We start from the raw sequence: 24,796 nt of genomic DNA on the forward strand, positions 1-24,796 counted from the left end.
AGATCCCCGTGCAGCTCGCGCGCCACCAGGCCCTGCTCGGCCACCCAGGTGTCGTTGTAGACCTTCGACAGGTAGCGGCTGCCGGTGTCGCAGACCAGGGTCACGACCCGTTTCGGCTCGGTCTGCTCGCGGCAGTAGCGCAAGGCGCCGGCCAGAAGCGTCCCCGAGGAGGATCCGCCGAGGATGCCGGCCCTGGTGAGCAGCTGCCGGGCGGTGGCGATGCTCTCGCTGTCGGGGATCTCGTAGGCCCGCTTGACGAGCTTCAGGTCGCAGTTCTTCGGCACGAAGTCCTCACCGATGCCCTCGACGACCCAGCTGCCGGCCTCGACCCTCTCGCCGCGCTCGACGAGCGGCGCGAGCACCGAGCCCACCGGATCGGCCAGCACCATCTGTGTCTTCGGCGAAGCCTTGGCGAAGAACCGGCCGAGGCCGGTCAGCGTGCCGCCGGAGCCCACGCCCACCACAACGGCGTCCACCTCGCCCTCCATCTGCTGGAGGATCTCCGGCCCGGTGGTGGTCTCATGAGCGAGCGGATTGGCCGGGTTCTCGAACTGGTTGATGTAGACGGCGTTGTTGAGCTTGCCGGCGATCGCCGCCGCCATGTCCTGATAGTATTCGGGATGCCCCTTGCCGACGTCGGAACGGGTGATGCGCACGTCGACGCCCATGGCGCGCAGATGCTGGATCTTCTCGCGGGCCATCTTGTCGGGCACCACCAGCAGCAGCTTGTAGCCCTTGAGCAGGCCCACCTGCGCGAGGCCCAGTCCGGTGTTGCCCGCCGTCGCCTCGACGATCGTGCCGCCCGGCCGCAGGCTGCCGTCCTTCTCCGCCGCCTCGATCATCGAGCGCGCGATGCGATCCTTGATCGAGCCGCCGGGATTGGCGCTCTCCAGTTTGACGAACAGCCGGCAGGGTCCGGCGTCGAAGCCGTGCAGCTCGACCATCGGCGTGGCGCCGATCAGCTCGAGGGCGGAAGCCGCCACCGGCGGCGGAGAAAGCTTGCTCACGGTCAGCCTCGGACGTCCGCTGGTGACGTTGCGCTTGGCTATAGCGGTCGAGCCTCGCCGACGATCCCACGTCCCGAGGTAGACCGCAGCCCGCCGCGCCGCGCAAGGCGCTCGTTGGCGCGATGCCGCCGTTCTCTAGATCGCGGGGCGCGCACACGAAAACCCCCTCGCCGGGCGCGGCGAGGGGGTTCAAGGAATTGGCCGCGGGTATGTCCTTAGTTCGCGCCACCTGGACGGCCGCCGGCCGGCTTGGCGGGGGCCGCGGCGGCTGGCGCGTTCGCCTTGGCGGCCGCCTCAGCTTCCTGGCGCCTCGCGCCCTGCAGCATGTCGGGCAGCGCGTAGTTGCCCTCGTGGCAGGCGTACTCATAGAGCTCGCCCTTCAGCGGGTGGAACTCATACTCACCGCCCCAGGGCTTGGCCCAGACGCTCGGGTCATCGACCTGGAAGGAATAGTAGAGCCGGTCGGGAGCCACGCGCCGGAAGCGCTCGGTGACTTTCAGGTCCTTCCACGAGCCGAAGAAGGCCTCCTCCTTCGGGATGTTGGTCGTCTCGACCACCAGGGTGTCGCCGTCCCACCAGCCGATGGAATCGCCGAACCAGGGCCGCACGCCATCGGTGCGGTGCTTGGAGTTCAGCCGGATGATGCGCGTGTCGTGGACCATCTCCACCTCGATCACGACCGCATCGGGGGTCTGCAGGATCTTGTAGTCGTTGTTGTAGAAGCCGTTGGGGAACATCGGCGGGCCGGCGTTGCGTCCGAAGCCGATGATGCAGCGCTCGCCGAGCGAGCGGGTCTCGTAGGAATCGAACGAGCCCATGCGGCCGCCGCCGCCGCGGCCGCCGCGGCCGAAGAAGTTCGCCTGCTGCCCATCCTTACCTGGCGGGGGGCGGCCGTTCTCGGTGGTGATCAGCGAGGTGCGCGGCTCGCCGTTCACGCGCATCACCGCGCGGCCGGGGTCGAGCCAGCCAATGTTGTAGCCGCCGACGTCGCCGCCGGCTGCGGCGAACTCGGGCCGCACGTTCTTGTCCTCGCCCTTCTGCACCGGCGCGTTCGGGTCGGTTGGCATGTCGCCTACCTTGAATTCCCGCGCCATCTCCGCCTCTTCGGCCTTCACGGCGTCCGGCGGCATGACGAGCTGGGTTCCATATTTCGGGTTGCGCACCATCGGGGTGAGCGTCGCATTGCTCCAGTTGCCGGAGAGGTCCGGCTGGCCGAAGGCGGTCAGCGGGGCGTGGTAGCTGGCGGCCGCCTTCGCGGGAGCGGCGGCCGGCGCGGCCTGGGCCAGTGCGAGCGGCGCGGCGACCAGCGCGGTCGAAAAGGCGAGAAGAACGGCGGGTCTCAAGGCAATGCTCCCAGAAGAATGTCGGGCCTGAATTAGGCGGGCTTTTATCAGGCGATTTTACGAGCCGTGTGTCCGCGCGGCAATGCACCTGGCCGGCGGAGGACCCGCAAGCCTCGCGGCTAGAAAACCCCCATCGCCAAGCCCGCCGCCATCGCTGCGCCCAGCTGGCGGCAGGGCGTCAGCTCGCCCTCTCCGAGCCGCTTCGGCGCCAGGATCGCCTCGGGCGACTGAGCGTGGGTGCAGACGATGATCGGCTCGGCGATCGGCTTCAGCCGCCAGCCGGTGGCGATGCGGGCGAGCTGGCGCGCGGCGCCCTGGCCGTCGCTGCCCGCGGCGATCAGCGCCGCGTAAGGCCGCCCGTTCAGCCGCTCCAGGCACGGGTAGTAGCAGCGGTCGAAGAACTCCTTCATCTCGCCAGACATGGCCGCCAGGTTCTCGGGGCAGGCGAAGAGGTAGCCGGCCGCCGCCAGCAGATCCTGCGGCTGCGTTTTGGCCGCGCGGGTGAGACGGGTTGCGATATCGCTCTCCGACCTGGCGGCCTCGGCCGCTGCTTCGGCCATCGCATTCGCCGCGCCGGTCCGTGAATGCCAGACGATCAGCAGCTCTTTCATCGCGCCGAGCCTAGGGCGACTCGCGCGGCTTGGCTCAGACCGCCCAGACCCTTCGGCTCAGCCGCATGGCGGCTGCGTACCGCAGCTCGCGCTTCAGCGCCGCCGGCACGATCCGCAGCGCCAGCGCGCCGGCCGCCGCCAGCGCCACTGCATCGTCGAGATAGCCGAACACTGGGATACGGTCGGGGATCAGATCGAACGGCGCAAACAGATATAGCGCCGCCAGGGCGGTCACGATTCGCGCCACTATGGGCAGCCGCGGATCTTTGAGCGCCAGCCACAGCGCGTAGGCGTCGCGGCGCAGGCGCTTCCAGGTGGGGGCCGGCTCAGCGGTCGTCCAGACCAACGGCGGCTGGGCTTCCGGCGCGCTTTGCGGCGTGGGTGCGTAGCCGAGGGTCGCGAGCTCGGGCGCCGCCTCGCGCTCGATGATCGCCAGCTCGTCAGCTGACAGCTCCGCGGCCCAGCGGCTGACCGAGCATGCCGTGAGCGGGCCCGCTGCGCGCGCCGCAGCGCCGGCATTGTGCGCGAGCACCGCGTCGTCCCATTCGAGATCGAGAAAGGCGAGGAGGGCGCGCAGCGTCGGCGCCGGCCGCAATACGAGATCCTCGTAGCGGACCTCGTAATAGCGCGGCGAGCCGGCCAGCCGGCGGCCGGCCCGCACCCGTTGCGCCCAGTAGCGCGCGCAGGCGCCCAGCGCTTCCGGGGAGCCGCGGCTGACGCCGCCGGTGATCTTCTCGAGCTTCATCCAGCGCGCCTGTCGCAAGGAGCAGGCCACGTCGCGGCCATCGCGTATCACGTGGATGAAGCGCGCGTTTGGGAACCCCGCGGCGATCGTCTCGAAATGGCGGACGTTCTCAGGCGTCTTCTCGGCCCAGACCGTCTTGCCGCTCGCCTCCAGGCAACCGGCCCGGAAGCGCTCGATGAAAGCCAGCCGAGTCGGGCTCGCCGCCTGCCAGCGCCGCACCTCGGCGGGCGCGAATCCGAATCGCCCGGCGATTTCCTGCGCGCCGGTGATCCGCTGAAGAAAGAGCGTGCTTTCGGGGCCGCAGAAGATCGCCGGGTGCCGGTCGAGTCTATGGCGCAGCAGCGTCGTGCCGCTGGAGCCGCAGCCGCCGATGACCACCAAAGGGACCTCGGAGGGCGCCCCGACGCCCAGCCGCTCCGCCAGACGCCAGCGCCACGGCGCGCTCACGCCTGCACCTCAGAGTAGCGTTCATCGGTCCAGGTTCTGAATCGGCGCCGCTCGAAAACGTGTGACACGCACCACTCCCGACCTGCCCAAGCCGAAGAGCGCTACCAGTCCAACCGGTCGAGGAAATGGCGGCCCGGCGCCGGGCGCGATACGCTTCAGAAACGCAGCGGTTCGGAGCCGGGACTTCGCGGACAGCCTCTCCTGAGGTCCGGAGGCAAACCCAGAACCTGCACCCCTGGGTGGCGCCGATCCGACGTGGACCGGCGCGCCGGCGAGAGCCGTTTCGACGCTGAAACACGGCGGCGCTGGCGGGGCCGCGCCTTGACAACCGACCCCTTCCATGCGCCCTTCCGCGCCTCGTAAATCACCCCGCTTTTTTGACCAGATGCACGCCTACCGCACCCACACCTGCGGCGAGCTTCGCGCCGCCAACACCGGCGAACAGGTCCGATTGTCGGGCTGGGTGCATCGCAAGCGCGACCACGGCGGTCTGATCTTCATCGACCTGCGTGACAACTACGGGCTGACGCAGCTGGTGGTGAGCCCAGCCACGCCCAGTTTCGCGGTCGTCGAGCACCTGCGCGCCGAGAGCGTGATCCGGGCCGACGGCGAAGTCGTCGCGCGCTCGGCCGACACGATCAATCCGAACCTGCCGACCGGCGAGATCGAGGTTCGCGTGAAGGCGGTCGAGGTGCTCTCCGAGGCCAACGAGCTGCCGCTGCCGGTGTTCGGCGAGCCCGATTACCCGGAGGAGCTCCGCCTCAAGCATCGCTATCTCGACCTGCGGCGCGAGACCCTGCACAAGAACATCCTGCTCCGCAGCCAGGTCATCAACTCGATCCGCCGCCGCATGCTTGAGCAGGGCTTCCACGAGTTCCAGACGCCGATCCTGACGGCCTCGTCCCCCGAGGGCGCGCGCGACTTCCTGGTCCCCTCGCGGCTGCATCCGGGGAAGTTCTACGCGCTTCCCCAGGCGCCTCAGCAGTTCAAACAGCTACTGATGGTGGCGGGTTTCGACCGTTACTTCCAGATCGCCCCCTGCTTCCGCGACGAGGACGCCCGCGCCGACCGTTCGCCAGGCGAGTTCTACCAGCTCGACGTGGAGATGAGCTTCGTCACGCAGGACGACGTCTTCGCCGCGATCGAGCCTGTGCTGCACGGCGTGTTCGACGAGTTCGCGAACGGCAAGACCGTAACGCCCTATCCTTTCCCGCGGCTGCCCTATCGCGAGGCGATCGCCAAGTACGGCACCGACAAGCCGGACCTGCGCAATCCGCTGGTGATGCAGGACGTCTCGGAGCATTTCCGCGGCGGCGGCTTTGGCTTGTTCGCCCGCATGCTCGAGGATGCCAGCAACGCCATCTGGGCGATCCCCGCGCCGGGCGGCGGCTCGCGCGCCTTCGCCGACCGGATGAACGCCTGGGCCCAGTCCGAGGGCCAGCCTGGTCTCGGTTACATCTTCTGGCGAGGCGGCGAGGAAGGCGGCGCCGGTCCCATCGCCAGGAACCTTGGTCCGGAGCGCGCCGATGCGATCCGCGGGAAGCTGGGCCTCGAGGTCGGCGACGCCGCCTTCTTCGTGGGCGGCGACCCGAAGGCGTTCTACAAGTTCGCGGGCCTCGCGCGGACCAAGATCGGCACGGAGCTGGAGCTGGTCGCCGACGATCGCTTCGACTTCGTCTGGATCGTCGACTTCCCGATGTTCGAGTTCAACGACGAGACCAACCACGTCGATTTCTCGCACAATCCCTTCTCGATGCCGCAGGGCGGGCTGGAGTCGCTGACCGGCAAGGACCCGTTGGATATCCTCGCCTATCAATACGACATCGTCGTCAACGGCGTTGAGCTGTGCTCCGGCGCCATCCGGAACCACCGCCCGGACATCATGCTGCGGGCGTTCGAGATCGCAGGCTACTCGCGCGAGAGCGTCGAGCACGACTTCGGCGGGATGCTGAACGCCTTCCGCTATGGCGCCCCGCCGCACGGGGGCTTGGCTCCGGGCATCGACCGGATCGTCATGCTGCTGGCCGGCCAGCAGAACATCCGCGAGGTCATCGCCTTTCCGTTGAACCAACAGGGCCAGGACTTGCTGATGAACGCGCCATCGGACGTCACCGATAAGCAGCTCAAGGAGCTGCACATCCGCCTTGCACCGCCGATCAAGGCGTAGGGTCGGTCGCCACGAGATAGCGCGGAGCCGGCGCAGCGGGCGGAATAGGCGGTACGACGATCATCCGCGGTCCATGAATCGAGATGTGCAAGCCGCTGCACGTCTTGCCGGTGAGCCCCGGGGGCAGCCGCGTCCGGCTGTCGGCGCAGGCTTCGTCCAGCTGATCCTGGGTCAGCCCGCGCGCATGGGCGAGATCGGCGCCGTAGAGCACCGTGCGCTGCATGCTGGCGTCGCGGAAGTCCGCGCCGTCGAAATTGCCCCCCGCAAGATCGGCGGCGTCGAGAACAGAGTCGCGGAACGAAGCCTTCTCGAACCGCCCCGCGGAGAGCGTGGCGCCGCGCAGTGTCGCGTCCCGGAAATCGGCGCCGTGCGCCACTACGCGGTTCAGGTTGGCGGCGCTGAAGTCGACGGAGCGCAGGATAGCGCCGGCGAGTGTCGCATCGTCGAACCGTGAGCCCTGCGCGTTGGCGTCGGTCATGTCCGCGCCGGAGAGGTTGGCCTCCGAGAAGATGCTGGCGGTGGCCTGGGTGTCGCGCAGCCGGGCGTTGGACAGGTTGGCGCTCTTGAAGATCGCGCCGAGAATCTGGGAGTCGGTGAGGTCGGCGCGGCTGAGGTTGGCCCCTGAGAAGTTCGAGGCCAGGAAATGCGCCTCCCTAAGGTCCGAGCCGACGAACGAGGCGCCGGAGAAGTTCGCGGCCAGGAACTGGGCGCCGCGGAGCCGGCGGCCGGAGAGCTCGCACCTCGGGCAGGAGCCACCGAAGGCATTCACATGCGGGATCGCCTTGTCGCCGGCGAACGCCGCCTGCGGGGGGGCGAGCGCGAGGAGCGCCAGGACGGAAAGCAGAGTGGCGATGCGCGTCATACAGGCCGGGCTGATCCAGGAAGCTTCGTTCCCTGTGCGCCGAAGGTCGTGAGGGCGCCACTTAATTCGCGGTAATTCTGAAGGGCTTAGGCGCCCTGGTCCTCTCCGAGCCGGCCGGCGCGCGCGCCGCAGCTCTGGCAGATCAGGGACGCCCCTTTGCGCACCACGGCGAGGTCGCCGCAGGCGGCGCAGACGTCGGCGGCTTCGGGGTGGTCAGGCCCGCTCGGCCGGTTGGCAAGCGGCAGGAAGACCAGGTTGTCGGGCGCGGCGCCGCGCGAGAAGCCGCGCGATATGAACCGCGAGGCGGGCTGCGGCTCGGCCTCGTCAGGCCCCGGAGGCGCGCCATGGCCCAGCCCGTCGGCGCTCAGCGCGGCGGGATCGACGTTGGCGAGGTCGTGCCGCCCCAAGTACGAAATGCCGAGCTCGCGGAAGATGTAGTCGAGGATCGAGGTCGCCGATCTGACGCTGTCGTTGCCGGTCACCGGCCCGGCCGGTTCGAAGCGCGTGAACACGAAGGCGTCGACGAACTCCTCCAGCGGGACCCCGTATTGCAGGCCGATCGAGACCGCGATCGCGAAGTTGTTCATCAGCGAGCGGAAGGCCGCGCCTTCCTTGTGCATGTCGAGGAACACCTCGCCGAGCTCGCCGTCGTCGTACTCGCCGGTATGCAGATAGACTTTGTGGCCTCCGACGGTGGCCTTCTGGATGTACCCCTTGCGGCGGTCCGGCAGCTTGCGGCGCACGCGCTCGCGCTCGACCACGCGCTCGATGACGCGCGCCTGCGGTTCCGGCGAGGGCTCGCGCGCCGCGCGCGGTTCAGCCAATGGCGGCAGATCGAGCGCCAGATCGGCGGGCGGCTCGTCGCGCCGGATGCGTATGGCCAGATCCAGCCCGCTCAGCTCGGCGGCGATCGCCTCGGGCCGGGTCGACCAGGGCCGGCGCAGGCACAGGACCGGCGGCGCGGCCAGCTCGGCGGCGAGGGCTCGCAGCATCTCGCGGACGGGCGCCTCGCCGGTCGCCGCGGCGTCGCGGAACAGCGCCTGGTGTTCCGGCGGGACGCAGCTCGCCGTCGCCAGGTCGGCGCGCCCCAGGCAGTAGGCTTCGGCCCCGGCGGCCGCCTCGCGGCTGAAGCCGGCCAGCGCCAGGACGTCGAGGTCGGGATCGGCCAGCTGGACGGCGCTCGCGCCCAGCACGTCGCGCACGAAGCCTTCGCCGAGCACCGCGGGGCGAAACGCATCGGCCAACCGGCCGGCTCCCGAAAGCGCCGCCTCGGCGGCGGCGATCTCGTGGTCGGTGAAGCCGCGGGCGAGGAGCGCGGCGCGACTGACGCCGGGCGCCTCCGAAAGCTCGCGCGCGCCGAGCAGGTGGATCTGGGCGCTCGCGAGGTCGACGCCGGCGACGGCGAGCCCCCGCAGGGCGGCCTGCGAGAGCGTGCGGAAGCCTTCGCCCTCCGCCGCCTCCGCCCAGGAGAGCGGTCCCCCCCAGGGGCCGGCTGCGCAGTCGCCGCAGCCCATCCGCAGGGCGAGCTCGGGGTCGGAAAAGACGGCGAGCGCCGCGGCCGGCGCCTCGGACGAGCGGATCGCCTCGGCGCCAGCCGCGTAGAGCGCGCATGCCGCGGCGCGGCCCTCGGCTGAGCCATAGTCGAGGCCGTTGGCGACCAGCCAGTCGCCGAGGCCGGCGAGCCCGATGAGGGGCGGTGGGCCGAAAGCCGCCGTCGCGGCCTCGGCGGCCAGTCCCACGGCCGCCGCGAAGGCGGCTTCATCGAACAACTCGTCGCGCCAGAAGGCCAGCAGGTTGACCGCGGCGCGCGGCGCGGCGTGCGCTGCGGCCATGGCGTCAGCGACGGCACGGTCCGGCGCGGCGGCGACCGCGTCCGTCAGCCACATGGCACGGGCGAGGCGCTCGGAGGCGCCGCCGGCGACGACGAGGCGCAGCCCCGCGGCGCCCTCCCTCGGAGCGACGGAGGGCCAGCGGTCGTCGCCCGCCCGGGCGAGGGCCACGGCCTCGAGGATCATCGCGTCCGGCGCGCCAGCGGCGCGAGCCTGCTCGGCCGCGCGTGCGAGCGTCACGTTCTGGGCCGGATCGGCGCAGGCCTCGGGCTCGCCTTCGCAGCGCAGCACCGCATCCATCACCGCCTGCAGCCGCACCGCGAGCGTGGCCGCGCCCGCCTGCCTGGCGGCGTCGGCCAGATGCGCCTCACAAAGCGCCGCCAGCGCCCGCTCGCCCTCGGCCGCTCCCGCCTCCGCCACCAGCGGCGTTGCGCCTGCGCCGGCGGTCAAGCCGATCTCGCCGGCGAACAGGGCCTTGCTCAGCGCGTCGCGGAAGCGCGTGCGGGCGCGGATGTCCTTCAGCATCCCCCGCGCCTGCGCCTTAAGCGTGATCGCCTCCACCGCATCTTCGATCGCAGCGGCGATGTCGGTCCGGCTCTCGGCCCACTCCAGCCAGGCCTCGACCTGGGCGTTCGTCCAGCCGGCGGGCGCCATGACCTCTACAAGGCGGTCGGCGAGCTCCAGGATCCGCCCCTCGATCGCGGTCCGCGGCCGCTGTTCGCCCATGCCCGACTCCCTCCGAGCGAGGTTAGGTCGCGGTTCGCCGCAGGAGCAATAGATGTTGCGGTCGCGGGTGAATTCGTCCCCAACATCTTGCCGCGCCGGGTGTGCTGGACGCACTTCGGGCCGCCGCCTATAGTCCGGCCGCAATCCCCCTACGGAATCGCCTGCAGAGCCGCGCGTTGAGCATCCTGAAGACCCTCTTCACCTGGTGGAACGGCGCCACCCCCGGCATCCGCTTCACGGTCGCGCGCCGCGGCGTCTTCGTCGGCGAGGACGACTACGGCAACCGCTACTTCGAGGCGAAGGACGCCTCCGACAGCTACGACGGGCGCCGGCGCCGGTGGGTGATCTTCAACGGCTACGCCGAGGCCTCCAAGGTGCCGCCGGATTGGCACGGCTGGCTGCACCACACCTTCACCGAGCCGCCGACCACGGCGCCCCTGCCGCGCCGGCGCTGGGAGAAGGAGCACCGTCCCAACCTGTCGGGCACGATCTACGCCTACCGGCCGAAAGGCTCGCTCGCCCGCGGCGGCGAACGGCAACGGGCGACCGGCGACTACGAGGCGTGGACGCCGGAATAGGCCGCGCTCCCATGTCCCGTCGCCTCTCGCTCGCTGTCCTGATCGCCCTAGGGGCCGGCGGCATGGTCGCGGCTCAGCCGAGCGGCGCGCCGCAGGCGCCCCCGCAGTCCGGCCCGGCTCAGGGGACCGCGCCCGCGCCTCCGCCGGTGGTCGAGGAGGCGCCGCCGATCTCCGTGCCCACGCCGCAGCCCGTCGTCGTGCCGCCGATCGACGAGAAGGAGGTCGCGCCTGCGCCGCCGCAGAACGCCACTGCGCCCGCCGAGGCCAAGAAGGCGCCCGAAGCGCCGCAGCACCGCGCGCGGTTCGACATGGCCGTGCTGCAGGCGCTCGACAAGGTGACCGCCGAGACGCTGCGGTTCGAGGCGCCGGTCGGCAAGCCGATCCGCTACAAGACCCTGGTCTTCACGGTGCGCGCCTGCGAGCGCTCGATGCCGGACGAGCCGATCGAGGATTCGATCGCCTACGTCGAGGTGCTGTCGCAGCCGCGTCCGGAGCCCGGACGTCCGGCGCTGCCGCCTCGGCAGGCCTTCAAGGGCTGGATGTTCGCCTCGTCGCCTGGGCTCAATCCGTTCGAGCACCCGGTCTATGCGGCCTGGCTGATCAGCTGCAGGGCGGCGACGCCGGCCCCTGCGCCTGCCCCGGCTGCGGCGCGCTGAAAGTCGGCCTCGGCGGCGAGCGCCCGCTCCAGCCGCCTGCGATACTCCCGCCGGCTGATCTCCTGGGCGCCGAACTGGGCGAGGTGCCCGGTCATGAACTGTGCGTCCAGGAGCTTGAAACCGCCGGCGATCAGCCGCGCGACGAGATGCACCAGGGCCACCTTCGAGGCGTCGCGGACGTGCGAGAACATGCTCTCGCCGAAGAAGCCGCCCTTGAGCGCTACGCCATAAAGGCCCCCGACCAGCTTCCCCTCCGCCCAGCATTCGACGCTGTGCGCGAAGCCCAGCTCATGCAGCTCGACATAGAGCCGCTCGATCGGATGGTTGATCCAGGTCTCGGCCCGGCCGGGGGCGGGCGCGGCGCAGGCCTGCACGACCTTCCTGAACGCCGTGTCCAGCCGCATCTCGAACGGATCGGCCCGCACCGTGCGCGCCAGCCGCCTGGAAATATGGAAGCGCTCCAACGGAATGATCCCTCGCCGCTCGGGATCGATAAGGAAGATGCGGGTATCCGCCCGTGCGTCCGCCATCGGGAAGACGCCGCGGGCGTAGCAGGCCAGCAGATCGCGCGCGGAGAAGGCCTCCATCCGAGGAGCTTACTCCGCTGGAGCGGCCTGGGTTTTGATCCAGTTTTCCAGCCAGTGGATGTTGTAGTCGCCGCGGACGATGTCCGGATTGGCCAGGAGCTCCTGGAACAGCGGGATGTTGGTGTCGACGCCGGCCACCACGATCTCCGAGAGGCATCGACAGAGCCGGGCGATGCACTCGTCGCGGTCGCGGCCGTGGACGATCAGCTTGCCGACCAGGCTGTCGTAGAAAGGGGGGATCGAATAGCCCGCGTAGAGGGCTGAATCCAGCCTGACGCCCAGGCCGCCCGGCGCATGGAAGTCGGTCACCAGGCCGGGCGAGGGCGCAAAGGTGCGCGGATTCTCGGCATTGATCCGGCACTCGATGGCGTGGCCCTCGAAGACGATTTCCTCCTGGCGGAACGACAGGGGCTCGCCCGCGGCGATCCGGATCTGCTCGCGCACCAGGTCGATGTCGGTGATCGCCTCGGTCACCGGATGCTCCACCTGCAGGCGGGTGTTCATCTCGATGAAGAAGAACTCGCCGTTCTCGTAGAGGAACTCGACGGTGCCGACGCCCAGATAGCCGATCGCCTTGATCGCATCGACGACCACCCTGCCGATGCGGGCCCGTGCGGCGGCGTCGATCACCGGTGAGGGCGCCTCCTCGAGCACCTTCTGATGCCGGCGCTGCAGCGAGCAGTCGCGTTCGCCCAGGTGGCAGACGTTGCCGTAACTGTCGGCGATCACCTGCAGCTCGATGTGCCGGGGCGTCTGAAGGTAGCGCTCCATGTAGACCGCGTCGTCGCCGAACGCGGCGCGCGCTTCGGCGCGGGCCGTGCTCACCGCCTCGGCGAGGTCGAGCTCGGTGCGCGCCACCTTCATGCCGCGCCCGCCGCCGCCGGCCGCCGCCTTGATGAGCACCGGAAAACCGATCTGCCTGGCGGCGGCGAACGCCTGGGACTCCGATGTGATCGCGCCGTCCGAGCCCGGCACGACCGGGATGCCCGCCGCGCTCACAGCCTGCTTGGCGGTGATCTTGTCGCCCATCATCTTGATGTGCTCGGGCTTGGGCCCGATGAAGGTGAAGCCGTGCGCGTTCACGATCTCAGCGAACCGCGCGTTTTCCGAAAGAAATCCGTAGCCTGGATGGATCGCCTGAGCCCCGGTGATCTCCGCGGCGGCGATGATCGAGGGGATGTTCAGGTAGCTCTTGGCGGCGGGCGGCGGTCCGATGCAGACGCTTTCGTCGGCGAGCCTGACCCACATGGCGCCGGTGTCGGCTTCGGAGTGAACGGCGACCGTCGCGATGCCCATCTCCTTGCACGCCCGGTGGACGCGAAGCGCGATTTCGCCGCGATTGGCGATCAGAATTTTCTCGAACATCGCCGCTACTCGATGACCACGAGCGGCTCGCCGAACTCGACGGGCTGGGCGTCCTCCACCAGGATCTCCACCACCCGGCCCCCCTTCGGCGCGGGGATCGGGTTCATGGTCTTCATCGCCTCGACGATCATCATCGTCTGGCCGGCGGCGACGGCGTCGCCCACCTTGATGAACGGGTCGGACCCCGGTTGCGGCTGCAGGTAGACGGTTCCCACCATCGGCGACTTCACCAGCTCGCCGGCTCGGGCCGGCGCGGCCGGTTCCGTCGGGGCGGCCGCCGCGGCGGGCTGCGCCGGAGCCGCCGCCGGCGCCGCGATCTGGACGGGGGCGGCGAACTGCAGGGGCGCGGCGGTCAAGGTCTTCGCCACCCGGATCCTCAAGCCCCCGTGCTCGACCTCGATCTCGGAAAGGCCGGTGTCGGTCAGGATGTCGGCCAGTTTGCGCACCAGGCGCGCGTCGATCGGATCGGCGGGAGCCTTGGGACTGCTAGCCATGGAAACTCCGTCCTCGTTTCTGCTTGCGGCCTAGCGGGCGAGACCGGCGGCGGCCTCGACGGCCAGTTCGTAGCTCGCGACGCCGAATCCGGAGACCACGCCGGTTGCGGCCAGGGCGACATAGGTCCTGCGCCGGAACGTCTCCCGGGCGGCCGGGTTCGAAAGGTGGCACTCCACCACGGGGACGCCCACCGCCTTCAGCGCGTCGAGGATCGCGATGGAGGTGTGGCCATAGCCTGCGGGGTTGATCACCAGCGCGCTCGCCTTGTCGCGCGCCTCCTGGATCCAGTCGATCAGCTCGCCCTCGTGGTTGGACTGGCGGAACACGACCTCGCAGCCGAGCGAGGCGGCGCGCGCCTCGCAGGCCTTGCGCACGTCCTCGAGCGTCTGATGACCGTAAATCTCCGGCTCGCGGGTCCCCAGGAGGTTGAGATTGGGCCCGCTCAGCACATAGATCGGTTTCGGCATTCGGCTCCGCCGTGGATTCCGGCGTCTTGTAACGGCCGGCGGCTGGGCTCACAAGCAACGAGCGTTCATGACCCTGACCGTCAATGGCGAGATGCGGAGCTTCGACGGGCTCGCCGACGTGGCGAGCCTGGTGGCGGCGCTCGGGCTCGATCCGAAGAAGGTGGCCGTGGAGCGCAATCTGGAGATCGTGCCGCGCTCGGCCTATGGTCGGACGCCGCTCGCCGAGGGGGACCGGATCGAGATCGTGCATTTTATCGGAGGCGGCTGAATGGACGGATCCGTCACGACTGAGGACACCTGGAGCGTCGCGGGCCGCACCTTCCGCTCCCGGCTGATCATCGGCACCGGCAAGTACAAGGACTACGCCCAGAACGCCGCCGCCGCCGAGGCCGCGGGGGCGGAGATTGTCACCGTCGCACTGCGTAGGGTGAACCTCTCCGATCCCAGCCGGCCGATGCTGGTCGACCACGTGAAGCCCGACCGGTTCACCTTCCTGCCGAACACCGCCGGCTGTCACACCGGCGAGGAGGCGGTGCGGCTGCTGAGGCTCGCCCGCGAGGCCGGCGGCTGGGACCTGGTGAAACTGGAAGTGCTCTCCGACACCAAGCACCTCCTGCCGGACATGGAAGAAACGCTCCGGGCGCTGAAGCTGCTGGTCTCCGAAGGCTTCCAGGTGATGGTCTATTGCACGGACGATCCGGTCTACGCGCAGAAGCTCGAGGATGCGGGCGCCGCGGCCATCATGCCGCTCGGTGCGCCTATCGGCTCCGGGCGCGGCATCCAGAATTTCCTCAACCTCGGCCTGATCATCGAGCAGGCGCGGGCGCCGGTGCTGGTCGACGCCGGCGTCGGAACCGCCTCGGACGCGGCGCTCGCCATGGAGATGGGCTGCGACGCGGTGCTGATGAACACCGCCATCGCCGAGGCGCGAGATCCGATCCGCATGGCTCGCGCCATGAAGCACGCCGTCATCGCGGGCCGTGAGGCCTACCTCGCCGGCCGCATGGGCAAGCGCAGCTACGCCGACCCCTCTTCGCCGATCGCGGGATTGATCTGATCCATGGCCAAGAACGAGCCCAAGGTGCGCAAGTCGATCTTCATCACCGGCGCCGCCTCCGGCATGGGCCGCGAGACCGCCAAGCTGTTCGCGTCGAAAGGCTGGTTCGTCGGCGGCTACGACGTCAACGAGGCGGGGCTGGAGAGCCTGAGGGACGAGATCGGGGCCGACAACTGCGTCGTTCGCCGGCTCGACGTCACCGACCGCGAGGACTACCGCGAGGCGCTCGACGACTTCGCCCCGGCCGCGGGCGGGCGGCTCGACATCCTCTACAACAACGCCGGCATCGGCCGCGGCGGCGCCTTCGCCGAGCAGCCGTTCGAGGACGTGGTGGCGACCGTCCAGGTCAATTTCATGGGCGTGCTGATCGGCATCTACGAGGCGATTCCGCTCCTCAAGGCGACGCCCGATTCCCTGTGCTTCACCACCTCCTCCTCGTCGGCCACCTTCGGCATGGCGGGCATCGCGGTTTATTCGGCCACCAAGCATGCGGTGAAGGGACTCACCGAGGCGCTCTCGGTGGAGCTCAAGCCGTTCGGCGTCCGCGTGGCCGACGTGCTGCCGGGGCTGATCGACACGCCCATCCTGCCGCCCGGAGCGAGCGAGAGTGCGCCGAAGGAGGGCATGTTCCGGCTGATACAGCCGGTCGAGGTCGCCAAGGCGGTCTGGGCCGCCTACCACGATGAGCCGGATCGTCTGCACTGGTTTGTGCCGCCGGAAATCGCCGAGCTGGACAAGGCCTCGGCCCTCAGTCCCGAGGCGGTGCGCGACCAGATGGCGGCCGGACCGCTCGGCTTCCTGCAGGCCGCCGAGCCGGCCGAGGCGGGTTAGGCCGCTCCTACTCGGATTTCCGGCGCGCGCCGGCGGCCTATGGCAAGGAGCAGCTCTGGGTGGCGCGGGCGGTCTAGCCGAGCTTCCGCAGGCCACCGTCCTTGGCCACCGTGATCGCCGCGCGCAGCGCCGGAATGTCGGCGCCGGGGATCAGGGTGTCGCCGACCACGAAGGCGGGCGTGCCCTCGATCTTCAGATTGGTGGCGAGCGCGCGGGTGTCGAGGATCTGCTGCTCGATGGCCGGGCTTTCGGCGGCCTTGCGCGCCGCCGCGGGATCGATCCCGGCGGCCTGCAGGTCCTTGTCGAGCAGGCTGTCGTCCAGCGCCTTCTCGCCCATCCAGCTCTTGTAGAGGTCATAGGCCTTGGCCTTGCCCTGTGGGGTGAGCGCCACCTTGGCGGCGGTGTCGGAGACCTCGCCGAAAATCGGGAACTGCTTGAAGACGAAGCGGATGTCCGGGTTCTGGTCGATCAGTTTCACGACCTCGGGCGCGGCCAGCTTGCAGTAGCCGCAGCGGTAATCGAAGAACTCGGTGACAGTCACCTTGCCGGCGGGATGGATGACGATGTCGCGCGGATCGCGCTCGATCTGGCTGCGGTAGGTCTTGAGCGCGGCGGTGGAGGCCTTGGCCGCAGCCGCCTGCTCGTTGGCCTGCAGCTTGTCGACCGCTTCGCGGATCACCTCCGGGTGGGCCAGCAGATAGGCCCGCACGCGCTGGCCGAACACCGCGTCGTCGGCCTTCTGGCAGCCGACCAGGGAAAGCGCGGCCGCGGCCGCGAGCAGGGGGAGGGCAGGTCGCATTCGGTTCAGATAGGCGCGATGGGGTTCTTTGCGAAGGCTAGTTGGTCTGGCTGCGACCGATCGAGCCTTCGCTCGCGAGGTTCTTCAGGTCGTCGCGGGTGGGCTTGGAGACCAGCACGATGTCGGTGGCGCGGCGCCACTCGGGGCTGTCCTTGGGCAGCTTCTCGCGGGCGCGCATGGCGAACATCAGGGCGTCCTTCTGGTCGCCGATGTTGAAGTTGTATTCGGCGGTCGCCAGGCGCGCCAAACCGGCCTGGCCCTCCTTGTCGTAGGCTTCGGCCAGGAGCCGCCAGGCCTCGGCGTTGTCGTTCTCCTGGGTCAACGCCTTCTTCAGCTCGGTGACGCCTTCTTCCACCTTGGCCTTGTCGTCGAGGGCGATCAGAGTCTGGCCGAGGTTGATGCGCAGCAGCGGCGCGTCCGGCTTGAGCTCCACCGACTTCCGCTGCGGGGCTTCGGCTTCCGGCGCGCGGCCGTACTCGAACAGGATCTGGCCCTTGAGCTCCCAGAGATAGGGATTGCTCGGCTGCTCCTGCAGCAGGGCGTCGATCAGCTTCAGCGCCTTGTCCGGCTCCTTCAGCTGGTAATAGGCGATCGCGCGGGCGTAGCGGGCCGGATAGGACTTGTCCGTCTCCGCGTACTTTACGATCGCCACCTGCGGCTCGAGGAAGCCCTCGAGCTTCGCCTTCATGACCTCGTGCTCGGCCATGGCCGCGGGGCTGTCCTTGACGTTGTAGTGCGGCGCCTTGGCGACCCGCGACTGCAGCGCGTCGATCCGGTCCGAGGACAGCGGGTGGTCGATGAAGAACTTGTAGCGGCGGGCTTCCGAGAACACCTCCTGGTAGCGGAAGTTGTCGAAGAAGTCGGCGAGCCCCTTGCCGGACAGTCCGGCCTTCTCCAGCAGCGTGGCGCCCGCCTGGTCGGCGCGGGCTTCCTGCTCGCGGCTGTAGCCGATGGCGCCCAGGGTTCCGAAGTAGCCAGCGCTGCCTATCAGGCCCGCGGCCGCATCGCCCGCCCCGGCCACCGCAGCCAGCACGCCCAGCCCCATGGTCAGCAGGAACGGCTTCATGCCCGCGTGCTGCATCTCGCCCGAGCGCGCGACGTGGCCCGCCGCCAGGTGCCCGACTTCGTGCGCCATCACTCCCTGGAGCTCGTTGGGGTCCTTGGTCTTCAGGATCAGCGCCGTGTTCACGCCCATCAGCCGCGGCGCGGCGAAGGCGTTCACGTCGTCCGGCGGCGAGCCGATGATGATGATCTGCACGCTCTTGGGATCGATCCCGGCGGCGGTCAGGATCGGATCGGCGTCATGGTGCAGGATCGCCTCGATCTCGGTGTCGCGGATCAGGGTCTCGCCCGGCGAGGTCTGGGCCGCGGCGATCCCCGACTGAAGGACCAGCCCCGCCGCCAGGACGAGGCCGAAGACGATGCGGGAGACCGATCGGGCAGGGGAGGCCATGCTAGATTCGCCTTCGTCATCCCCCTCGCGCCGATCGGAACCTTAGCGCCTCATCCGCGCCGCCACCAGCCTCTGCGGGGACTCGCGGGCGGCGTGGAGATCTCCGCCGGATCCTGCGCGGCGGCCGGGGCCGGCGGCTCGGCCCCGGCCGGTTCGGCCGCAGCTGTCGCCAGCTCCGGCAACGGCTCGGCGACGCGCTCCGGCTCGGGGGCTTTCGCCTTGGCCGGGGGCCGCCTGCGGCTTGGCTTCTTGGCCGGCGCCGGCTCCTCCTCGACCTCCGGCGCGGCGTCCACGGGGGCGGACGCTTCAGCGGCCGGCGGTTCAGGCGCCGACTGCGGCTCTGCGCCGCGGACCCGCCCGCGGCCGCGGCGGCTGCGCTTGGGCTTGTCGTCCTCGGCCGGCAGCTCGACCCAGATGTCCACGTCGGAGGGCGCAGCCTGGGCGACAGCGGGCGCGAGGCCTGCGGATTCCGCCGCGGCCGCCGACCTGGACGGCGGGCCCTGCTCGTTCGCCGCTTGCGGGGCGGAGCTCGTCTTCAGGTCCTCGGCCGGATCGAACCAGACGAACGGATCGTCGCCATAGGGCACCCAGGGCCGGGTCCAGGCGAAGGCTTCGGGCGGCCGGCTGTCGTCGCGCATCCGCCGACCGCCGCGCCGGCCGCGCCGGCGGCGACGGCCGTGGCCGCCGTCCTCGTCCTCCCGCTGCGCTTCGGTGGGACGCGGGGGCGCTTCGCGGCTCTCGCCTGCCTCGTGCGTTGCATGGCCCTCACGGAAGTCGTCGCCGCGACGACCGCGGCGGCGGCGGCGGCGGCGTCCGCGTCCCTCGCCCTCGTCGTAGCGCGCCTCCTCCTCGCGGCGGGCGCGCGGCTGGGTTTCGACGGCTTCCGCTTCCTCTTCGTCTTCCTCTTCCTCGTCCTCCTCGTCCTCGAAGTCCGCCTCCGCCGGCTCGAGCTCGGGGGCCGGATGGTAGGACTCGGCAGGCGGCAGGGCGGAGGCTGCATGCTCGGCGCGGGTCTCCATCGAGGTCCGCTCGATCTGGTGATCCGCGTGCGCCATTGCGTCGTCGACCACCACCGTCACGAACAGGCCGAGCTGCTGGTGCAGCCGCGCCAGGTGCGCGCGCTTCTCGTTGAGGATGTAGAGCGCCACGGCTCGTGGGGCGGTGAGAGTCGCCTCGCCGCCGCCCTTCAGCGCCTCGATCTCCAGCGCCCGCAAGGTGGCGAGGGCGCTCGATTCGACCGAGCGCACCCGGCCGGTCCCGCCGCAGTGCTCGCAGACGTGAGTGGTGCCCTCCAGCACGCCGGTGCGGCGGCGCTGGCGGGAGATCTCCATCAGGCCGAACGGGCTGATCTTGCCCATCTGGACGCGCGCGCGGTCGTCCTTCAGGCAGTCCTTCAGCTTCTTCTCGACGGCGCGGTTGTTCTTCGACTCATCCATGTCGATGAAGTCGATGACGATCAGGCCCGCGAGGTCGCGCAGGCGAAGCTGCCGCGCGGCTTCCTCCGCCGCCTCCAGGTTGGTCTTCAGCGCGGTGGCCTCAATGTTCCGCTCCCGCGTCGAGCGGCCGGAGTTCACGTCGACGGCGACCAGGGCCTCGGTCTGGTTGATCACCAGGTAGCCGCCGGACCGCAGCGGGACCACCGGCGAGTAGATCTGGCTGAGGTGGTCCTCGACCTTGTACTTGACGTAGAGCGGCGTCGGCTCCCGATACGGCAGCACCTTCTTCGCCTGCGAGGGCATCAGCATGCGCATGAAGTCGCGCGCGTCCCGGAAGCCCGCTTCGCCTTCGACCTGAACCGCCTCGATGTCCTTGTCGTAGAGGTCGCGGATCGCCCGCTTCACGAGGTCCTCTTCCTCGTATATCAGCGCCGGCGCGATCGAATGCAGCGTCGTCTCGCGGATGTTCTCCCAAAGCCTGAGCAGGTATTCGTAATCGCGCTTGATCTCCGCCTTGGTGCGCTTGGCGCCGGCGGTGCGCACGATCAGTCCCATGCCGTGCGGCACGTCGAGGCTCTGGACGATCCCCTTCAGGCGCTTGCGGTCGGCGATCGCGGTGATCTTGCGACTGATGCCGCCGCCGCGGGCCGTGTTCGGCATCAGGACGCCGTAGCGGCCGGCGAGCGACAGATAGGTGGTCAGCGCCGCGCCCTTGTTGCCGCGTTCCTCCTTGACGACCTGCACCAGCATGATCTGCCGGCGGCGGACCACTTCCTGGATCTTGTACTTGCGCATCAGCCGGCGGCGGCGGCGCGCAAGCTCCTCCTCCATGACGTCGTCTTCGTCATCGGCGGCCTGGGCGGCGTCCTCGTCGTCGTCGTCGGCGCCGTTCGCGGCCCGGCCCTTCGGCTCGTGCCGGTCCTCCTCGTCCTCGGCCTCGGCTTCCTCGCGCAGCAGGGCTTCGCGGTCGGCGAGCGGGATCTGGTAGTAGTCGGGATGGATTTCGTTGAAGGCCAGGAAGCCGTGGCGGTTGCCGCCGTACTCGACGAAGGCCGCCTGCAGCGACGGCTCCACGCGGGTCACCTTTGCGAGGTAGATGTTTCCTCGAAGCTGCTTCTTGTTCTGGCTCTCGAAATCGAATTCTTCAACCCGGGTCCCGTCGAGCACCACCACGCGCGTCTCTTCGGCGTGGGCGGCGTCGATCAACATGGTCTTGGTCATAAAACGTATCTCCGCGGCGCGCGGTGGCCCTTCGGCCCGAGCGCAGCCAGCTAATGAAATGGGCGCGCGCGAAGCCTTGGGCGCCGGATAGGGCGTCTTGTGCGGCCTGGGGCCGAAAAGGGGCGTGAGCAGCGCTGCCCATCAGGTGTTTCCTACGCGCCTGGAAAGGCGCGGATCGGATGATGCGCCGCCGCCGAGGTCTCGGTCGGATCGGGCGCGGCTTGAGGTTCGCGCATCCGAGCCCTGCGACGCAGAACCGGCGACGACGCGCGGTCGGACATTGCTACAGGCCGCCGCAAAAGGAAAGCCGTGCGGCTCCAAGTAGCGGCGGAAAGACCCGGTTAACCATTTGTCTACCCGCCTAGCGCGTATATGCGTTCTCATCTGAAGACTGTGAAGACTTGGCAGGGCAGGGGCTGGTGCTGAGGCGGGCGGCGAAGACGTTGGCGAACATGCGCGGCGGCGCATTAGTGGCGTGCGCGGCCGCCGCCGCGGGTCTCGTCGCAGTCGCCGCCTCGCAGGCCGCGATCGCCTCGGCGGACATCCTCAAGGTCAGGCTCGGCGGCGACGTCGCCCAGACCCGCATCGTCATCGACCTCGACCATTCGGCGAGCGGCAAGCTGCTCGACGACGGGGTCGACGGCCGCGTGCTCCTGTTGCTCGGCGGCGTCTCGGCGGCCGGGGGCCAGCAGGGCGGGGCGCAAGGCCTGGTCAAGCGCTGGGCCATCGACCAGGACGGCGGGGCGGCGCGCCTGCAGATGGAGCTTGCAGGCGCGGCCAAGGTGAAGCGCCGGTTCCTCCTGCCGCCGGCCGACGGGATCGACCATTACCGCTACGTGATCGACGTGGCGGCGCTGCCGCCCTCCGCGGAGGCGAAGGCCGCCCGGGCGAACGGGCCCGCGAACCTTGCGCTGCGCACCAGCTTCCTGCAGCCGGGGCAGCCGGTGCTGGCGCTGAAGAAGGTGGTGGTCATCGACGCCGGCCATGGCGGTCATGACCCGGGCGCGCGCGGGCTGCTCGGCTTCGAGAAGGACGTCAACCTCTCCGCCGCCGAGGCCCTTAAGGCGCGGCTCGAGCAGTCCGGCCGCTACAAGGTGGTGATGACCCGCGACGCCGACGTCTACATCCCGCTCGCGGACCGGGTGCGCATCGCCCAGCAGGCCGGCGCCGACCTGTTCATCTCGCTGCACTCCGATTCCGGCCCCAACTCGCAGGTGCACGGAGCGAGCGTCTACACCCTCTCCGACAAGGCCTCGATGCGGGCGGCCCGCTTCGTCAAGCAGGACGACTGGTTCATGCAGGCCAGCATGACCGGCGATCGCGGGGTCAGCGACATCCTGCTCGACCTCACCCAGCGCGCCACCAAGAACCGCTCGGCCGCCTTCGCGGAAACCCTGGTCGGCCACATCGAAGGCCGCACGGGGCTGCTCCGCCGCACGCACCGGGACGCCGGCTTCATGGTGCTGCTGGCGCCTGAGGTGCCCGCGGTGCTGCTCGAGATGGGCTTCGTCTCCAATCCTGAGGACGAGGCGATGCTGCGCGACCCCGCCCGTCGCGACCAGCTGATGGACTCTGTGGCCGACGCCATCGACGACTATTTCGCCGAGAACACGCGGCTTGCGGCGCGCTGACGCCCTGCGCTGCGCGCCCGTTGGCGCCCGGCGCGACGCAGGCTAGACCCGACGCCGATGGGGACGGGCGCCCCGGAGGTCGTGGACAAGTTGAATCCTCCCCCGAGATGGGTCGCGATCGCAGGCGTGGCGATGCTGAGCCTCGTCGCACTGGCGGGCGTTGCGACGGCGCTCTGGGCCGCCTGGCTGTTCCACGACATGCCCGACGCCGGCGACCTGGCGGACTACCATCCGCCGACTGCGACGCGCGCCTACGCCTGGGACGGCACCCTGATCGGCGAATTTTCCCGCGAGCGGCGGATCTTCGTTCCCTATGACGCCATCCCGCCGAAGCTGGCCCAGGCGTTCCTCGCCGCCGAGGACCACAGCTTCTTCCAGCATGGCGGCGTCGACGTTCAGGGCATCGGCCGCGCCATGGCCAAGGACGCGGTGAACTTCGTCGAGGGCAAGCGCTTCGAGGGCGGCTCGACCATCACCCAGCAGGTGGCCAAGAACATCCTCCTGTCGAACGAGCCCACGATCGGGCGCAAGCTCAAGGAGGCGATGCTCGCCCGTCGCATCGAGCAGACGCTCTCAAAGGAGCGCATCCTCGAGCTCTATCTGAACGAGATCTGGCTCGGGTACCGCAGCTACGGCGTCGGCGCGGCCGCCTACAACTACTTCGGCAAGTCGGTCAGCGATCTCGATCTCGCCGAATGCGCCTACCTGGCCGCGCTTCCGAAGGGTCCCGACAACTACCACCCGATCCGCCACAAGGCGGCGGCCATCGCGCGACGCAATTCGGTGATCGACCAGATGTTGGACCTCGGCTGGGTGACCCCAGAAGAGGCGGCCGCGGCCAAGGCCGAGGACCTGAAGGTCCAGCCGGAGCCGACCCGCGCCAAGTACCGAGACGCGGACTACTTCGTCGAGGAGGTGCGCCGCCGCGGCCTGGCCACCCTCGGCGAGCGGCTGAACGAGGGCGGCTACTATGTGAAGACCACCCTCGACCCCGCCCTGCAGAGCGCCGCGCGGACGGCGCTGATGGACGGACTGGAGCGCTACGACCACCGCCACGGCTGGCGCGGCGCCTGGGGGCATGTGACGACGCTGGCCGGCTGGGAGGACGTCGCCAAGCACTCCGTGCGCCCGGCGGAGCGCCGAACCTGGAAGGCCGCGGTCGTCACCGACGTCGGCGGCGGCGTGGTCCGGCTGCGCACCATCGACGGCCAGGTCGGAACGCTGGCCGGCGAGGACGTCGCCTGGGCGCGCGCCGGCAAGGGCATCGGCACCGGAGACCTCATCTGGGTCGCGCCCGACGAGAAGGGCGGGGCGGGGCTGCGTCTCGAGCAGATCCCGATCGTCAACGGCGCGCTGGTGGCCATGGAGCCGCAGTCGGGCCGGGTGCTCGCTATGGTCGGCGGCTACTCCTTCTCGCTGTCGTCGTTCAACCGCGCCACCCAGGCGCTTCGCCAGCCGGGCTCGGCGATCAAGCCGATCGTCTACGCCGCGGCCCTGGAGAGCGGCGCCTACACGCCGGCCAGCGTGGTCATGGACGCCCCGATCAGCCTGCCCGGCGGCAACGGCACGGTCTGGACGCCGGAGAACTACGAGAACAAGTACTATGGTCCGCTGGTGTTCCGGCGCGGCCTGGAGCTGTCGCGCAACACCATGACGGTGCGCATCGCCCAGGGCGTCGGCATGCCGAGAATCGCCGACCTCGCCCAACGCATGGGCGTCACCGACCACATGGATCACGTCCTCGCCATGGCCCTGGGCGCCGGCGAAACGACGGTCTTCAAGCTGGCCGGCGCCTACGCCTCCTTCGTCAACGGCGGGCGCAAGGTGGAGCCGCACCTCATCGAGCTCGTGCAGGACCGGGAGGGCAAGACCATCCTGAAGGCGGACCGCCGCGAATGCGACCGCTGCAACGCCGGGTTCTCGGGCGAGGAAAGCCCGCACATCCCGCCCGCCGGCGCCCAGCTGATGGATCCGATCACCGCCTACCAGATCACCTCGATGCTGGAAGGCGTGGTCCAGCGCGGCACCGCCGCCCAGGCCTCCTCGCTCGGCCGCCCGCTCGGCGGCAAGACCGGCACGACAAACGAGTACCGCTCGGCCTGGTTCATGGGCTTCTCGCCCAAGCTGGTGGTGGGGATCTTCGTGGGCTTCGACGACAATCGCAGCCTGGGCGACAACGAGACCGGGGCGGTCGACGCCGTGCCGATCTTCATCGATTTCATGAAGGAGGCGCTCAAGAGCGAGCCGCCGGATGACTTCGCGGCGCCCAAGAACGCCAAGTTCGCGATGATCCGCGGCATCCGCGAGGCGTTCCGTCCCGGCACGGAGCCGCGCGTCGCCGAGACGCCGGTCGGCAACGGGCGGCCGCTCGGGCCGATCCCCTACAACCAGCTGCCGATCACCCCGCCGGCGGTGATCAACCCGGGCCAGACGCCGCCCAAGCCCAAGAAGCCCGACGACGTCACCGGATTGTACTGACATGG

General features: G+C 69.8%; 21 protein-coding genes. 8 read left to right on the top strand and 13 right to left on the bottom strand.

The window, feature by feature from the left end:
- The 4 genes from Q0W60_RS07545 to Q0W60_RS07560 form a co-directional block, all read right to left on the bottom strand.
- Positions 1–1,013: PLP-dependent cysteine synthase family protein (locus Q0W60_RS07545; protein WP_297694235.1), on the bottom strand; the 1,013-nt coding region annotated here is incomplete at its 3' end.
- A 209-nt stretch (positions 1,014–1,222) separates the two neighbouring features.
- Complete coding sequence (locus Q0W60_RS07550) at positions 1,223–2,350, bottom strand: hypothetical protein (RefSeq protein WP_297694165.1); 1,128 nt, start codon at positions 2,348–2,350, stop codon at positions 1,223–1,225.
- Between the two features lie 119 nt (positions 2,351–2,469).
- Positions 2,470–2,961 (bottom strand): NAD(P)H-dependent oxidoreductase, encoded by a 492-nt coding sequence (locus Q0W60_RS07555; protein ID WP_297694167.1) that lies wholly within the window; start codon positions 2,959–2,961, stop codon positions 2,470–2,472.
- A gap of 34 nt (positions 2,962–2,995) precedes the next feature.
- Positions 2,996–4,153 (bottom strand): sulfotransferase, encoded by a 1,158-nt coding sequence (locus Q0W60_RS07560; RefSeq protein WP_297694169.1) that lies wholly within the window; start codon positions 4,151–4,153, stop codon positions 2,996–2,998.
- A 385-nt stretch (positions 4,154–4,538) separates the two neighbouring features.
- Between Q0W60_RS07560 and aspS the strand changes: the two genes are divergently transcribed.
- Complete coding sequence (aspS, locus tag Q0W60_RS07565; RefSeq protein ID WP_297694171.1) at positions 4,539–6,320, top strand: aspartate--tRNA ligase; 1,782 nt, start codon at positions 4,539–4,541, stop codon at positions 6,318–6,320.
- Here the strand turns inward: aspS and Q0W60_RS07570 are convergent.
- The gene (locus Q0W60_RS07570; protein WP_297694173.1) at positions 6,310–7,182 is read right to left on the bottom strand and encodes a pentapeptide repeat-containing protein; all 873 of its coding nucleotides are present in this window, start codon (positions 7,180–7,182) and stop codon (positions 6,310–6,312) included. The genes aspS and Q0W60_RS07570 overlap by 11 nt on opposite strands.
- A gap of 86 nt (positions 7,183–7,268) precedes the next feature.
- Entirely contained in the window at positions 7,269–9,737 is a 2,469-nt protein-coding gene (locus Q0W60_RS07575) for a ribonucleotide reductase (RefSeq protein WP_297694175.1), read from the bottom strand.
- Positions 9,738–9,919: 182 nt separating this feature from the next.
- Between Q0W60_RS07575 and Q0W60_RS07580 the strand changes: the two genes are divergently transcribed.
- Together Q0W60_RS07580 and Q0W60_RS07585 are read left to right on the top strand one after the other, a co-directional pair.
- On the top strand, positions 9,920–10,315 hold the full coding sequence (locus Q0W60_RS07580; protein ID WP_297694236.1) for an NADH:ubiquinone oxidoreductase subunit NDUFA12: 396 nt from the start codon (positions 9,920–9,922) through the stop codon (positions 10,313–10,315).
- A gap of 11 nt (positions 10,316–10,326) precedes the next feature.
- Positions 10,327–10,971 carry a DUF2155 domain-containing protein gene (locus Q0W60_RS07585; protein ID WP_297694177.1) on the top strand — a complete coding sequence of 215 codons (645 nt, stop codon included), beginning with the start codon at positions 10,327–10,329 and terminating at the stop codon, positions 10,969–10,971.
- On the opposite strand, the gene aat is transcribed toward Q0W60_RS07585, so the two are convergent.
- From aat to aroQ, 4 genes are read right to left on the bottom strand one after another with little or no spacing between them, the layout of a single operon-like run.
- Positions 10,899–11,558: a leucyl/phenylalanyl-tRNA--protein transferase gene (aat, locus tag Q0W60_RS07590; protein ID WP_297694179.1), complete on the bottom strand. Its 660-nt coding sequence runs from the start codon at positions 11,556–11,558 to the stop codon at positions 10,899–10,901. The genes Q0W60_RS07585 and aat overlap by 73 nt on opposite strands.
- A gap of 9 nt (positions 11,559–11,567) precedes the next feature.
- Positions 11,568–12,923 (bottom strand): acetyl-CoA carboxylase biotin carboxylase subunit, encoded by a 1,356-nt coding sequence (accC, locus tag Q0W60_RS07595; RefSeq protein ID WP_297694181.1) that lies wholly within the window; start codon positions 12,921–12,923, stop codon positions 11,568–11,570.
- Between the two features lie 5 nt (positions 12,924–12,928).
- Positions 12,929–13,417, bottom strand: coding sequence for an acetyl-CoA carboxylase biotin carboxyl carrier protein (accB, locus tag Q0W60_RS07600; RefSeq protein WP_297694183.1), 489 nt, complete (start codon positions 13,415–13,417; stop codon positions 12,929–12,931).
- A 30-nt stretch (positions 13,418–13,447) separates the two neighbouring features.
- Positions 13,448–13,885: a type II 3-dehydroquinate dehydratase gene (gene aroQ, locus Q0W60_RS07605; RefSeq protein WP_297694184.1), complete on the bottom strand. Its 438-nt coding sequence runs from the start codon at positions 13,883–13,885 to the stop codon at positions 13,448–13,450.
- Positions 13,886–13,952: 67 nt separating this feature from the next.
- Between aroQ and thiS the strand changes: the two genes are divergently transcribed.
- From thiS to Q0W60_RS07620, 3 genes are read left to right on the top strand one after another with little or no spacing between them, the layout of a single operon-like run.
- Positions 13,953–14,153, top strand: coding sequence for a sulfur carrier protein ThiS (gene thiS / locus Q0W60_RS07610; RefSeq protein WP_297694186.1), 201 nt, complete (start codon positions 13,953–13,955; stop codon positions 14,151–14,153).
- Positions 14,154–14,942, top strand: coding sequence for a thiazole synthase (locus Q0W60_RS07615; protein WP_297694187.1), 789 nt, complete (start codon positions 14,154–14,156; stop codon positions 14,940–14,942).
- Between the two features lie 3 nt (positions 14,943–14,945).
- Positions 14,946–15,773: an SDR family oxidoreductase gene (locus Q0W60_RS07620; RefSeq protein WP_297694189.1), complete on the top strand. Its 828-nt coding sequence runs from the start codon at positions 14,946–14,948 to the stop codon at positions 15,771–15,773.
- A 73-nt stretch (positions 15,774–15,846) separates the two neighbouring features.
- Here Q0W60_RS07620 and Q0W60_RS07625 read toward each other — a convergent pair whose 3' ends face one another.
- The 3 genes from Q0W60_RS07625 to Q0W60_RS07635 are packed head-to-tail and all read right to left on the bottom strand — an operon-like array spanning position 15,847 to position 20,682.
- Positions 15,847–16,572 (bottom strand): DsbA family protein, encoded by a 726-nt coding sequence (locus Q0W60_RS07625; RefSeq protein ID WP_297694191.1) that lies wholly within the window; start codon positions 16,570–16,572, stop codon positions 15,847–15,849.
- Positions 16,573–16,609: 37 nt separating this feature from the next.
- Positions 16,610–18,025 carry a M48 family metalloprotease gene (locus Q0W60_RS07630; protein ID WP_297694193.1) on the bottom strand — a complete coding sequence of 472 codons (1,416 nt, stop codon included), beginning with the start codon at positions 18,023–18,025 and terminating at the stop codon, positions 16,610–16,612.
- Positions 18,026–18,075: 50 nt separating this feature from the next.
- Entirely contained in the window at positions 18,076–20,682 is a 2,607-nt protein-coding gene (locus Q0W60_RS07635) for a ribonuclease E/G (RefSeq protein WP_297694195.1), read from the bottom strand.
- A 401-nt stretch (positions 20,683–21,083) separates the two neighbouring features.
- Here Q0W60_RS07635 and Q0W60_RS07640 point away from each other — a divergent pair, with 401 nt between their 5' ends.
- Positions 21,084–22,313 (top strand): N-acetylmuramoyl-L-alanine amidase, encoded by a 1,230-nt coding sequence (locus Q0W60_RS07640; protein WP_297694197.1) that lies wholly within the window; start codon positions 21,084–21,086, stop codon positions 22,311–22,313.
- 132 nt (positions 22,314–22,445) lie between these two features.
- Positions 22,446–24,791, top strand: coding sequence for a penicillin-binding protein 1A (locus Q0W60_RS07645; RefSeq protein ID WP_297694238.1), 2,346 nt, complete (start codon positions 22,446–22,448; stop codon positions 24,789–24,791).
- The last annotated feature ends 5 nt before the right edge of the window (positions 24,792–24,796 follow it).

The organism is Phenylobacterium sp. (genome assembly GCF_025934275.1).
Taxonomy (GTDB): Bacteria; Pseudomonadota; Alphaproteobacteria; order Caulobacterales; family Caulobacteraceae; genus Phenylobacterium.